12 protein-coding genes and 4 tRNA genes are annotated in these 13249 nt (G+C 33.7%); 12 read left to right on the top strand and 4 right to left on the bottom strand.

Annotated elements, in window-relative coordinates; translation table 11 throughout:
• Positions 1-289 precede the first annotated feature (289 nt).
• The 9 genes from OF897_RS16355 to OF897_RS16395 all read left to right on the top strand — a co-directional run bounded on the left by OF897_RS16355 (position 290) and on the right by OF897_RS16395 (position 6129).
• Positions 290-1528: an aspartate kinase gene (locus OF897_RS16355; RefSeq protein WP_267266745.1), complete on the top strand. Its 1239-nt coding sequence runs from the start codon at positions 290-292 to the stop codon at positions 1526-1528.
• A gap of 22 nt (positions 1529-1550) precedes the next feature.
• On the top strand, positions 1551-3392 hold the full coding sequence (locus tag OF897_RS16360) for a lysophospholipid acyltransferase family protein (RefSeq protein ID WP_267266746.1): 1842 nt from the start codon (positions 1551-1553) through the stop codon (positions 3390-3392).
• A 98-nt stretch (positions 3393-3490) separates the two neighbouring features.
• A tRNA-Phe gene (locus OF897_RS16365) sits at positions 3491-3563 on the top strand.
• 62 nt (positions 3564-3625) lie between these two features.
• Positions 3626-3698: transfer RNA gene (locus OF897_RS16370), tRNA-Phe, on the top strand.
• A gap of 62 nt (positions 3699-3760) precedes the next feature.
• A tRNA-Phe gene (locus tag OF897_RS16375) sits at positions 3761-3833 on the top strand.
• A gap of 62 nt (positions 3834-3895) precedes the next feature.
• Positions 3896-3968: transfer RNA gene (locus OF897_RS16380), tRNA-Phe, on the top strand.
• A gap of 112 nt (positions 3969-4080) precedes the next feature.
• Positions 4081-5259, top strand: a complete 1179-nt coding sequence (locus tag OF897_RS16385) for a thioredoxin family protein (RefSeq protein WP_267266747.1) — start codon at positions 4081-4083, stop codon at positions 5257-5259.
• An 11-nt stretch (positions 5260-5270) separates the two neighbouring features.
• Positions 5271-5921 carry a DUF3575 domain-containing protein gene (locus OF897_RS16390; protein WP_267266748.1) on the top strand — a complete coding sequence of 217 codons (651 nt, stop codon included), beginning with the start codon at positions 5271-5273 and terminating at the stop codon, positions 5919-5921.
• 1 nt (position 5922) lies between these two features.
• Positions 5923-6129 (top strand): hypothetical protein, encoded by a 207-nt coding sequence (locus OF897_RS16395; RefSeq protein ID WP_267266749.1) that lies wholly within the window; start codon positions 5923-5925, stop codon positions 6127-6129.
• A 113-nt stretch (positions 6130-6242) separates the two neighbouring features.
• On the opposite strand, the gene OF897_RS16400 is transcribed toward OF897_RS16395, so the two are convergent.
• Positions 6243-7439 carry an exo-beta-N-acetylmuramidase NamZ family protein gene (locus tag OF897_RS16400; RefSeq protein WP_267266750.1) on the bottom strand — a complete coding sequence of 399 codons (1197 nt, stop codon included), beginning with the start codon at positions 7437-7439 and terminating at the stop codon, positions 6243-6245.
• A gap of 4 nt (positions 7440-7443) precedes the next feature.
• On the opposite strand from OF897_RS16400, the gene OF897_RS16405 reads away from it, so the two are divergent.
• Together OF897_RS16405 and OF897_RS16410 are read left to right on the top strand one after the other, a co-directional pair.
• Positions 7444-8673, top strand: a complete 1230-nt coding sequence (locus tag OF897_RS16405) for an ABC transporter permease (protein WP_267266751.1) — start codon at positions 7444-7446, stop codon at positions 8671-8673.
• A 344-nt stretch (positions 8674-9017) separates the two neighbouring features.
• Complete coding sequence (locus tag OF897_RS16410; protein ID WP_267266752.1) at positions 9018-10001, top strand: PLP-dependent cysteine synthase family protein; 984 nt, start codon at positions 9018-9020, stop codon at positions 9999-10001.
• A 49-nt stretch (positions 10002-10050) separates the two neighbouring features.
• Here the strand turns inward: OF897_RS16410 and OF897_RS16415 are convergent, their stop codons facing one another.
• Genes OF897_RS16415 through OF897_RS16425 form a run of 3 tightly spaced genes read right to left on the bottom strand, consistent with a single transcriptional unit; the run spans position 10051 to position 11840 of the window.
• Positions 10051-10587, bottom strand: coding sequence for a hypothetical protein (locus OF897_RS16415; protein ID WP_267266753.1), 537 nt, complete (start codon positions 10585-10587; stop codon positions 10051-10053).
• Between the two features lie 30 nt (positions 10588-10617).
• Complete coding sequence (locus OF897_RS16420; protein WP_267266754.1) at positions 10618-10920, bottom strand: chaperone modulator CbpM; 303 nt, start codon at positions 10918-10920, stop codon at positions 10618-10620.
• A 2-nt stretch (positions 10921-10922) separates the two neighbouring features.
• On the bottom strand, positions 10923-11840 hold the full coding sequence (locus OF897_RS16425) for a J domain-containing protein (protein WP_267266755.1): 918 nt from the start codon (positions 11838-11840) through the stop codon (positions 10923-10925).
• Positions 11841-11933: 93 nt separating this feature from the next.
• Between OF897_RS16425 and OF897_RS16430 the strand changes: the two genes are divergently transcribed.
• Positions 11934-13133 carry a dicarboxylate/amino acid:cation symporter gene (locus OF897_RS16430; protein ID WP_267266756.1) on the top strand — a complete coding sequence of 400 codons (1200 nt, stop codon included), beginning with the start codon at positions 11934-11936 and terminating at the stop codon, positions 13131-13133.
• The last annotated feature ends 116 nt before the right edge of the window (positions 13134-13249 follow it).

Here is a 13249-nt window from a genome sequence, read left to right on the forward strand (position 1 = left end):
CTTTTCCCAAATTTCGTAAAATTTATCTTATTTAAAAAATAAATATTAAAATAGACTTTAACATCTGTATATCAAAACAATACAACCCAAAACAGTTTAAGCAATATGCAATTAGAGTATTTAAAAATCCCCAAATCATTACAGTAAATACACTATTTGGATACTAATTTTGATTTTAATAAAATCTTAATTATATCGCGCTCGCTGCCTATTTCATATCTCGGTGTAAATTTATAATTTTGACATCTTAAAATTTCGATAATCTAACAATTTTATTTTTAATACTTTAATGAAAATTTTTAAGTTTGGTGGGGCTTCTGTAAAAGATGCTGAAAGTGTAAAAAATGTTTCTATGGTTCTTCAAAGTCAAGGCTTTGAGAAATGTCTGCTTGTAATTTCGGCGATGGGTAAAACCACAAATGCGCTGGAAAAAGTAGTAGAAATGTATTTCAAGAAAGATAACTATCAAACAGAAATTGAAGAGATAAAACAGAAACATATCGAAATTGCTCAAGGACTTTTCGCTGAAGACCATGCGGTTTTCGCAGAAATCAATTTGTTTTTCGATGATATCGATTCATTTTTAAGAAGAAATAAATCTCCGAATTACAATTTTGTTTACGATCAGGTTGTAAGTTGTGGCGAAATGATTTCCACTAAAATTGTAAGCGAATATTTGAATGATATTCAGTTTAGCAATCAATGGTTAGACGCAAGAGATTATATAAAAACCGACGATTCTTACAGAGACGGAGTTGTAAATTGGCAAAAAACAGAAGAATTTATTTCAAATTTAAATCCTGCAATTTGTTATGTAACTCAAGGTTTTATCGGTTCGGATGATAATAATTTCACAGTTACTTTAGGAAGAGAAGGTTCGGATTATTCGGCGGCAATTTTTGCTTATTGCTTAAATGCAGAAGCGATGACCATCTGGAAAGACGTTCCCGGAGTAATGACCGGAGATCCAAGAAAATTCGATGATGTAAGTCTTCTTTCAAACATTTCTTATGAAGAAGCGATTGAGATGGCTTATTATGGAGCAAGTGTAATTCATCCAAAAACTTTACAGCCACTTCAACAAAAAAACATTCCTTTTTATGTAAAATCTTTCGTAGATCCAACTAAAGAAGGAACAAAAGTGGGTGCTTCAGAGAAAAATCAAAGTGAAGAATCTTATATTTTAAAAGAACATCAGACTTTGTTGAAAATTTCAACAAGAGATTTCTCGTTTATCGCAGAAGACCACATGAGTTTAATTTTCAACAATTTAGCTAAATATAAAATTAAAGTTTCTTTAATGCAAAATTCTGCGATTTCGTTGGAATTGTGTTTAGAAGATAAATTCAACAAGGTAGATGAATTGAATGATGAACTTCAAAAAGTTTTTAAGACCGATGTAATAAAAAATGTATCTTTATTTACGGTAAGGAATGCAAAAATGGAAAACATCGATAAATTTTACCAAGGAAAAAGTGTATTATTGGAGCAGATTGCAAAAAATACGCTGCAAATGGTAACACAATAAAACTAATTTCGACTAAAAACACATGAGCTTAATTTCGAAAAACGATTTAATCAGAGCTTCCGGCTTAAACAAAATAGGTTTCCTGAAAAATCCTGTTGCTTCTGCTGTGATGAGCGTCGCAAAAATCAATCAGGTCAACAGACTTTATGATAAATTAAAAGACAAGGAAGGTAAAGACTTTTTCGATTCATTTGTAAGAGAGCGAAACTTAAGTTACATCGCTTTTGAGGAAGATTTAGCAAAAATTCCGAAAACGGGGCCATTTATTTTGGTTTCTAATCATCCTCTTGGTGCGATTGACGGAATTTTAATGTGTAAAATTTTGTCTGAGGTGCGTCCTGATTTTAAGGTAATGGGAAATTTTCTTTTGGAAAAAATAAAACCTATGGAACCTTATGTCATTCCCGTAAATCCTTTCGAAGGAAGAAGAGAGGTTAGAAACAGCTCAACCGGAATGCGCGAAACTTTGAAACATTTGGAAAACGGTGGCTGTGTGGGAATTTTCCCTGCAGGGGAAGTTTCAAATAAAAATAATCCGTACAGTGAGATTTTAGATAAAGAATGGGAAAAACCAGCTTTAAAGCTTATTAAAATGGCTAAAGTTCCGGTGGTTCCGATGTATTTTCATGCTAAAAACAGCACTTTATTTTATCAGGTTGCAAAAATCCATCCTAATTTACAAACATTGATGCTTCCCGCAGAAATGATGAATGATAGGGAAAAACCAATCAGAATAAGAATTGGTAAACCTATCACTGTAAAAGTGATGGATGACATGGAAAACATTGAGGAATTGGGGGAATTTCTGAAACGTAAGGTTTACATGATGAAATCTTACTATGAAAAAAGAAAATCTCTTGCTCAAGCTATTAATCTGAAAAATCTTTCGGTAAAATTTCCACTATTAAAAGAAGAAAATATCGTTCAGAATATTATTGATGAAACCCCAAAAGAAGACCTTTTGAAGGACATCAGTAAAATAAAAGGAACCGATAGAATGTTGTTTAGCAACGGAAATTACGAGATCTATTTTACACCTTACGAAGAAATTCCTTCTATTATGAGGGAAATCGGAAGACAAAGAGAACTCACTTTCCGTGCGGTTGGAGAAGGAAGCAATCTTCCGTTTGACCTTGACGAATATGATAAGCATTATCATCATTTATTTCTTTGGGATAATGCTGCAGAAAAATTAGCCGGAGCTTACAGAATGGCTTTAGGTAAAGATATTATGAAAAAGTCTGGAATTAAAGGCTTTTACACAAGTTCTTTATTTGAATTCGAACAAGATATTCATCCGTTTTTCAAGAAAGTAATTGAAATGGGAAGAGCTTATATTTGTGAAGAATATCAGCAGAAACCACTTCCTTTATTCCTTTTATGGCGCGGAATTGTGCATGTTTGTTTAAGAAATCCTGACCATAAATTTTTAATGGGCGGTGTGAGTATTTCTAATAAGTTTTCGGAATTTTCGAAATCTTTGATGATTGAGTTTATGCGTTCTAATTATTACGACTCAGCTGTTGCTCAATACATTACACCACGAAATGACTATAAGGTTAAATTAAGAGAGCGTGACAAAAACTTATTCTTGAACGAAATGGAATCTGATTTAAATAAACTAGATAAAATCATCGATGATCTTGAACCGGAATTGAGAATGCCTGTTTTAATTAAAAAATATATAAAACAAAACGCAAAAGTAATTGCATTTAATGTTGATCCCAACTTTAATGATGCTATTGATGGCTTGATGTATATCAGAATTAGTGATCTTCCTGAAAGCACAATTAAGCCTGTTTTAGAGGAAATGAGCGAACAAATAAGAAAAGAGCAGGAAAATAATCCGTCTGAAAATCAGTAGGTTTTTGCTTAAATTGAAAAAACTTTGATTAATATTTGCTTCATATATCAAAAACTTCCTACTTTTGCATCACTTTAAAACAACGAAGTAAAAAGAACGGTTTCTTAGCTCAGTTGGTAGAGCAATGGATTGAAAATCCATGTGTCCCTGGTTCGAATCCTGGAGAAACCACCCCACCGCCTTTCATTAGGCGGTTTTCTTTTCAAAAGTTGAAAATTTAAAGTAACCTAAATGGTTTCTTAGCTCAGTTGGTAGAGCAATGGATTGAAAATCCATGTGTCCCTGGTTCGATTCCTGGAGAAACCACAAAACCGCCTTTCATTAGGCGGTTTTCTTTTCAAAAGTTGAAAATTTAAAGTAACCTAAATGGTTTCTTAGCTCAGTTGGTAGAGCAATGGATTGAAAATCCATGTGTCCCTGGTTCGATTCCTGGAGAAACCACAAAACCGCCTTTCATTAGGCGGTTTTCTTTTCAAAAGTTGAAAATTTAAAGTAACCTAAATGGTTTCTTAGCTCAGTTGGTAGAGCAATGGATTGAAAATCCATGTGTCCCTGGTTCGATTCCTGGAGAAACCACTTAAACCACTCTTTTTCAAGGGTGGTTTTTTGTTTTAAATCTTTTAAAGCGGTTTCATTATCCATATACAATCAAAAATAAGTATCTTAGCTTTCCAAAATTTATTTTAGAATGAAAAAGATTATCTCCGGATTATTTATTTTTATCAGCCTATTTATTTTCGCTCAGGAAGAAGGAATTAAGTTTGATCAAAGCAACTTTAAAGATCTTCTTGCAAGAGCAAAAAAAGAAAAAAAACTTGTTTTTATTGATGCTTATGCAGTTTGGTGTGGCCCGTGCAAAATGATGGACAAAAATGTTTTCACCCAAAAATCAGTAGGAGATTATTTCAATAAAAACTTTGTGAGTTCACGAATAGACATGGAAAAAGGCGAAGGAAGAGAGATTGCTCAAAAATTTTCTGTGCGCTCCTATCCTACTTTTCTTTTTCTAAATGGTGATGGCGAATTGATTTCTCAAAACTACGGTTACATGGAGCCAAGTCTTTTTCTTTCTATGGTACAAGATGTAAACGCTGTAAATTCTAAGGAAGGTTCGTCTAAAGAAAGATTTGCAAAAGGTGAAAAAAATCCTGAATTCTTAATAAATATCATGAAACTTAATTCAAATTCAGATTATGAATTTGCTAAGAAAGTTTCTGAAAGATATTTTGAAAACAAACCTAAAAATGAAGAGTTCACAAAAGATGATGTTGGACTTTTATTGTATTTTTTGAAGTCATCTGAGGATCCTAATTACAAAACTTTTGTTGCTCAAAAAGCTGAAATAATTAAATTTCTACCTGAAGAAAGCTATAATGAATTCAACAATCAAATGGTTTTAGGTAAAGTTGTTCAGGAAGCTATTGACGAAAAGAATAAGAAAATCAACGATGCATATTTTTTGAAAATAGCAGAACCGTTAGTTGGAAAAGAAGCAGCTATTACAAAACTTAATCAAACCAAATTAGCCTATTACGAACAAAACGCCGATTTTCCTGAGTATGAAAAAGCAGCGTTGGAATATTATAAAAATTCAGAAGCTTTTGAACCAAATGAACTTTTAAAAGTAGCTTGGATTTTTTCCGACAATATCAAAACCAAAACTTCTTTGAAAAGAGCAGCAGAATGGGCAGAGAAATCTGTAATGCGTGGTGAAACATCAGAAAATACATACATTTTAGCTAAAATATATTTTAATTTAGGAAGTAAAGATTTAGCTAAGAATTTTGCTGAACAATCAAAAAACATTGCCACTCAATCGGGTAAAGATGCAAGTTTAGCAGAGAAATTATTAAGTCAAATCAAATAAAAACTCATATTTTGAAATATAAAATTTTTATTGCAGCATTAAGTTTATTTTCAATAGTAAATATTAATGCTCAGGAAGTTAAGACTGAAGAGACAAAATCTGAAACAGAGAAAAAAGTTTACATTAAAGGTAATGCGCTTTTGATCCCAATTGGAGTAATTAATGTAGGAATAGAACATCAGGTAAGCAAAAAATTCACTTTACAAGGTGATGTTTTGATCTCTCCGTGGAAGTCTTTTGCAGGTCACGAAGCTCAGATTTATATGGGAACAATGGAGGGGAGATATTATTTTAAAGAAGCTTTCAAAGGATGGCATGTAGGAGCTAATGTTTCTGTTGGTGCATATATTTTACAAAAACCTACCTATTGGAATGACGAAATTTATTATGATCATCAAACACTACAACCTACAAAATATATACAATCACAACTATATCAAAAGGGATACTCTATTTTATTCGGTATAGAAGGTGGTTATCAATTTAGATTAGCTGAAAATTGGAATATGGATATTTTTGCTGGTGTAGGAAATTCACAAGATTTCTATAAAGGATATGTGCGTGGAACAGGGGAAAGATATGATGGCGCAGATGGCCACAACAGAAGTGGTGAAATAATCCCTTACAGAGGCGGTGTAATGATCTCTTACAGACTAAAATAATATGAAATTACTAGGAAGAAACCACATCATTATATCAATCATTACGTTTGCAATACTTTTCCTGATGAATTATTTGGGAAATGAAGAAGCAGATAAATTGGAACGTGCATTAATGACCGCTGTTGCAGGAGTAATTGGTTTATCAATCGGGCTTTTTATTTTGAATAAAGGTAAAAATGATAAAACACCACCGCAGAATTTTGATTAAAAAATAATTGCGAATTGCGAATAGTGAATAGTGAATAGTCAATTTAGCTTCGCCAGTCAATTTAAAGTCGAAAATTCACGACGTAGTTGATTGACAATTCACCATTAACTTTATTAATCTTTATAAATAATATATTTTTTTCGGATTTTCTCAAATTTATCTAAATCAGATTTCCAGGAAGACTTAATTTCTTTTTCGGATTTTCCTGCAACAATTTGTTTTCTGAGCTCATCGCTTCCCGCTAATTTATCAAAAAAAAGATTTTTCAGAAAGAAATCTTGCTCAGTATTTTTATAGTTTTTATAAGCTTTAATCAGCCATTCTAAATTTAATTCTCTTAAATCTTTAGAATAGTTTAAAAGATTTTCACCATAACATAATTTACCATTTAGGAACGGATCTTTAGCTCCGGGAGTGGGTTCTGGAGTAAACTGATAAGTCAAATTTTTCGTCCAAGGTGAGCCATAAACCTGAAACGGAATATCTGTTCCTCTTCCTACAGAAACCTGAGTTCCCTCAAAAAAACATAAGCTTGGATATAAGTTGATCGATTTATCATTCGGCAAATTCGGAGATGGCTTATCTAAAATTGAATATCGCTTTTTCTTGTGATAATTTTGCATTTCAATCAAAGTATATTTTGCCTGAACTCCATTTTTCAGCCATTTTTCTCCGTTTACCATTTTTCCGTATTCACCGATGGTTAGACCGTAAACAACAGGAACTTCGTGCATTCCGACAAAACTTTCCCATTTTTTCTTTAAAACAGGTCCGTCAATATATCCGTCGTGTGGATTTGGTCGGTCTAAAACCATAATTTCTACATTATTTTCAGCTCCAGCTTCCATTAGATAAGTTAAAGTTGAGATATATGTGTAAAATCTTACTCCAACATCCTGAATATCAAAAACAACAATATCAAGTCCTTTTAATTGTTCCGGTTTTGGTTTTTTATTTGATCCGTAAAGAGAGACAATAGGAATTCCGGTTTTTACATCTACTCCGTTTTTCACCTTTTCGCCTGCATCGGCATCACCTCTGAAACCATGTTCCGGAGCGAAAATTGTTTTAATTTTAATATTATTTTTTACTAAAAAATCGACAAGATGAGTTTTATCTTTCAATAATCCTGTTTGGTTGGTGACAATTCCGATCGTTTTGTTTTTAAGAAGCGGAAGATATAATTCCGCTCGGTCTGCACCGGTTTTAAAACCATCTTTATCTGAAATCTGAGAATAATATTGACTGAATACTCCTAAAAAAATTAGGCAAATAAGAACTAAAGTTCTAATTTTGAAATTTAAATTCATAAGCTTGAAATTTCCATTATATTTCTCCCGAAAAATAGCGTTTTCCAAAGATAACAAAAATAACCTTTCCCGGGTGATCGTCATCATCGGAAGACTTTCTGTGGCTTTGGGAATCATCGTTTCACTCATTACCGTTTCTACAGGATTGGGTTCAAAAAAGGCGATTAAAGAAAGATTAGGAGATTTTAGCGGACATATTACAGTAAGATCAACCAAGTCAAATTCGTCTAATAACACTTCGGTTCTTGATAAAGACGGTTTGGATGTTAAAAGTATAAAAACGCTTCCTGATGTTGCAGCAGTTCAGCAATATGCGATGGTAACGGGAATTATGCGTAACGAACATAACTTTGCAGGCGTTATCTTTAAGGGGGTAGATAAAGATTTTGACAGTTTACGATTTAAAAAATTTCTAATTGCCGGAAAAACTCCTTTTTTCAATGGAGAAGGTTATAATAACGGTGTTGCTATTTCTGAAAAAATTGCCAATGATCTTCATTTGAAAGTAAATGACAGCATTGTAACCGTATTTTCAAAAGCAGATCAGAAACCGATTTACAGAAATTTTGAAGTAGTCGGAATTTACAAAACCGACATTAAGATGATTGACGATCAGTTTGTGATTGGAGACATCAATCATGTAAGAAGAATTATGGATATGAGTCCTGATCAAATCGGTGGATTAGATATATTCTTTAAAAATATCAATGATGTTGATGAAGATTTCCCGCAAGTTGAAAAGTTTATCGGATATAAAAATTATGCTGAAAAAGCAAACGACAAATATCCGCAAATCAACGATTGGATCGGGCTTTTCGACACCAATATCGGAATTATTATTTCAATTATGCTTTTGGTAGTTATCATTAATATCATCATGGTTTTGTTGATTTTGATTATTGAAAGAACCAACTCAATAGGTTTGCTTAAAACTTTAGGTGCAACCAACGGACAGATTCGTGCAACGTTTATCAATTACACCTTAATTATCATGGTTCCCGGACTTTTATATGGAAACCTGATTGGTCTTGGACTTTTATTCATTCAAAAGTATACAGGAATTATTAAATTGAATCCTGCTAATTATTATGTGAGCGTTGTTCCGGTTGATTTGAACCCATTATTAATTATTTCAATTTCTGTAGGAATTTTGATTATTTCGGGAATGGCTTTGGTGATTCCGAGTTATCTGATCAGTAAGATTTCTCCCGTTAAAGCGATTAAGTATAATTAGTGAATGGTGAATCGTCAATTTGTTTCGCTTATGAATTTTCCGGTTGTTCCAAATTTTTGATTTATTACTAAATTTCTTAGCCCCGATTGAAACGACATCCTTTTTCTGAAATGGCTTTGGAAAAAAAGCGTTGGCGAAAAAGATATAGTGGAAAGCGGGAAAAAGCTCCCAAAAAAATCATTTTCCTAATAAACTGAATAAACATTTGCCGATTGTTTACTGACGTTTTTGGCGTATTACAAAATTCGCACATAAAGTAAATTACATCTAATCATTTACATAGATTCTGAATTATTCTGAAAAATGTATATTTGGGGCGCAGAAAAAAATAATAAAAGCGACATATGAAATACGCAGAAAATATTCTCGAAACCATAGGAAATACGCCACTTGTAAAGATTAATAATGTTTTAGGTGAAGATTTTCCGGCTTTGGTTTTGGCAAAAGTAGAAACTTTCAACCCTGGAAATTCGGTAAAAGACAGAATGGCTCTGAAAATGATTGAAGATGCCGAAAAAGACGGAAGATTAAAGCCAGGTGGAACCATCATCGAAGGAACTTCGGGAAATACAGGAATGGGATTAGCTTTGGCAGCAATCATCAAAGGATACAAGTGTATTTTTGTAACCAACGCTAAGCAATCTAAAGAAAAATGCGACATTCTTCGTGCTGTTGGAGCTGAAGTTATCGTTTGTCCAACAGACGTAAAACCTACAGATCCACGTTCTTACTATTCAGTTTCAAAGAGATTGGCTAAAGAAACAGAAAACGGATGGTACGTAAATCAATACGATAATTTATCAAACAGAGCGGCTCATTACGAGTCTACTGCACCTGAAATCTGGGAACAAACTGAAGGAAAACTGACTCACTTTTTAGTTGGAGCCGGAACTGGAGGTACCATTACAGGCTGCGGAATGTTTTTTAAAGAGAAAAATAAAGACATCAAAGTAATTGGAGTTGATACTTACGGATCTATTCTGAAAGAGATTCACGAGACTGGAGAAATCAATTTAGGAAATGCTTACACCTACATCACAGAAGGAATTGGCGAAGATATTCTTCCTGAAAACTACGATATGTCTGTGATCGATCATTTCGAAAAAGTGACTGATAAAGACGGAGCAATCTACGCAAGAAAACTGGCAAAAGAAGAAGGTATTTTCTGTGGATATTCTGCGGGAAGTGCGATGGCTGCTTTGGTTCAGATGAAAGATCAGTTTACGAAAGACGATGTGATTGTTGTGTTACTTCATGATCACGGTTCAAGATACGTTGGGAAAATCTACAACGACGAGTGGATGAAAGAAATGGGTTGGTTAGATTAATCAACACTCCTTATAAAAGCAAAAATCAGAGCGTTGGCTCTGATTTTTTTTATTTTAAAACATTTTTCTGTACCGCTTCTTTCAGCAATTCAAAATCTGCTTCTGGCATCGATTTTTTCGGAAACATATAATTGAATTTTCCTTCCAAGCCTATAAATTTATCGCTGATTTCAGCAGCTGTAAATTCTGTCCAAAGACTTGTTTCTTTATTATCATTAAGGTTTACTTTAAAAACTTTAGCATTAAACTGAATCTGATAAATATCCGTATTTTCAAGAGTTTTCAGATATTTCACAACTTCTTTTTTCCATTTTGAAACCTTGTTAATGGCTAAAGATAGGTACACTGCACAAAGCAGAAAAAGAAAACTCACAAAATATAAAATCCCGAATTTTTCTTTGCTTAGATCATCTTTAAAATAAAACAAAACCAACAAAATCACAGCAACTACAATTGTGGTAATAAGTTTTCCTTTTACCGTAGGCGACAAAAACAGACTTCCCTGATTTCCGTTGAGATAAATCTCTTCAAAATCTTTTTTGCTAATCTGTAAGTTGATGATCTTGTCGTCGTTTAGTCTTGCCATATATTGAGTTTTATAGTTTACAAAACTAAATTAAATATCCTCATATTTCCCACTAATTGCCGAAAGTTTATTCATCAGATCGCGATTTTTTTGATGTAAATCATCCATTTTACGAAGCATGTGATGAATGACTTCTAAACCGGGGAGATTTATTTCAAGATCATAATGCCAGTTTGCAAACTTTTCAAAAACCTGAAGATCTTCATAAATCAGATACCGAATGTTATCTTCAGTTTCTACTCTTAATAAGCCATAATCAACCAGTTCATCAAAAAAAGTAATTTCAATATTGTATATTTTTACGAGTTCTTCCCGTGATATTCTTTCGCTCATGATTAAGAATTTTTAAGTTGTTCAAAAAGTTCTTTCTGTTTTTCTGTAAGATTGGTGGGTAATTTCACATCATACGTCACAAACAGATCTCCAAACTCACCATCTTTTTTATAGACCGGAAAACCTTTTCCTTTTAATCTTACCGTTGTTCCGTTTTGAGTTTCTGGTTTTACTTTGAGATTAACGCTTCCTTCTAAAGTTTCCACTTTTACATCTCCACCCAAAACTGCGGTGTACAAATCAATGCTGATTTTAGATTTTAGATCATCACCTACCCTTTCAAAATTCGGATCTGGAGTAATATTAAATGTAATGTATAAATCTCCAGCAGGTCCACCATTGAAGCCAGGATTTCCGTGGCCTTTCAGTTTGATTTTTTGTCCATCAGAAACTCCCGCAGGAATTGTAATTCTAACTTTCTTACCATTGATGTCGAAAGTCTGCTGATGTGTTTTTGCAGCATCTTTTAAGTTTAAATTCAGTTCGGCCTGTACATCCTGACCTTTGAATTTTCCTGAAGCGCTTCCGCGTGAACTTCTGCCGAATCCGCCACCTTCACTGCCGAACATGCTTTGGAAAAAGTCTGAAAAATCTTCACCGCCTCCAAAATCAGCACCCGAAAAACCACCTTCGTAATTTCCGCCTCGGCTTTGATATTGCCTTTGTTGCTGTTGAGCTTGTTCGTACTGTTCGCCATGCTTCCAATTTTCACCATACTTATCGTATTTTGCACGGTTTTCGGGATTGCTGAGAACTTCATTGGCTTCATTCAGCTCTTTGAATTTTCTTTCAGCTTCTTTGTCGTTTGGGTTAAGGTCTGGGTGCAGTTTTCTTGCCTGCTTGCGGTACGCTTTTTTGATGTCGTCCTGCGTTGCGCTTTTGTCTACGCCTAAAATTTTGTAATAATCTATATAAGCCATAGAAACGAATGTTTACTCAAATTTAGAAAAATTAAGGCGAACAAACATCTAAGAAATTGTTAAAAATAAATCTATCTTTGATAAAAATCCGCAATGAAAGAGGTCTTAAAAAACTATTCAGGAATTCTGTTTCTCCTCGTAGGAATTACTTTGGGCAGCATTATCGGCATTGTTGCACCTGATATTGTTTCTTACATCAAACCTTTAGGTGATATTTTTCTGAATCTACTATTTGTAAGTGTAGTTCCATTGGTGTTTTTTGCAGTTGCCAATTCAATTGCCTCACTTGAGCAAGATTCTAAGTTTGGTAAGATTCTTCTTATCATGTCTTTTACCTTTCTATTATTTATATTAATTGCTGCGGTTTTCACGATTGGTGCTGTTTATCTCTTTCCTGTTTCATCTATTTCGGGAAGTAAGGAAATCATTGCTGAAGCAACTAAGGAAGAAAACTGGGGTGATCGAATTGTAAGTTTTTTCACTGTTGGAGAATTTACCGAGTTGTTTTCCCGAAGAAATATGCTGGCTCTACTCATCTTTGCTTTTCTCACCGGTTTTGCAACGAGAAAAGCTGGTGAAAATGGTAAACCTTTCCGAGTTTTTATCGCTTCAGGATATGAAGTAATGAAAGAATTGCTTTTAATGATTATGAAAATCGCTCCGATTGGTTTGGGAGCCTATTTTGCTTATCAAGTTGCAACTTTGGGACCTCAGCTTTTTGGATTTTATGCTAAACCTCTCGGTTTGTATTACATTGCAGGAATTATTTATTTCTTCGTATTTTTCACCCTCTACGCATTCATGGCAAACGGACAAAACGGAATTAAAAGTTTCTGGAAAAATGCAGTTTACTCTACTTTAACAGCTTTAAGTACATGCAGCAGTTTTGCAACGATGCCAGCCAATTTAGTAGCAGCTTCAAAGATTGGAATTTCCAATTCTGTTGCTAATCTTGTAATTCCTATTGGTACGACTTTGCATAAAAATGGCTCGTCGATGTCGTCGATTATAAAGATTTATGTGGCATTTCAAATTATAGGAAGAGATTTTTTTGAACCTTCCAATCTTCTTTTAGCTTTAGGAATTACCGTTTTTGTAAGCATCGTAGCAGGCGGAATTCCTAACGGAGGATATATCGGTGAGATGTTGATGATTTCTGTTTACAGCTTACCTCAGGAAGCAATTCCTGCCGTGATTATTATTGGAACATTGGTTGATCCTTTAGCGACAGTTTTAAATGCGGTTGGTGATATTGTGGCGGCGATGTTTGTGAATCGGTTTGTGAAAGTTTAATTTCAAAATACTAATGACATTAATATTTTTCACTAATTTCACTTAAAATTCAATACTAAAATATTAAAATCTGTAGGTAAATTATTCCCCAGATCAAGCAAATTTGCACGATGTTT

Source organism: Chryseobacterium formosum, assembly GCF_026460885.1.
Lineage (GTDB): Bacteria > Bacteroidota > Bacteroidia > Flavobacteriales > Weeksellaceae > Chryseobacterium > Chryseobacterium formosus.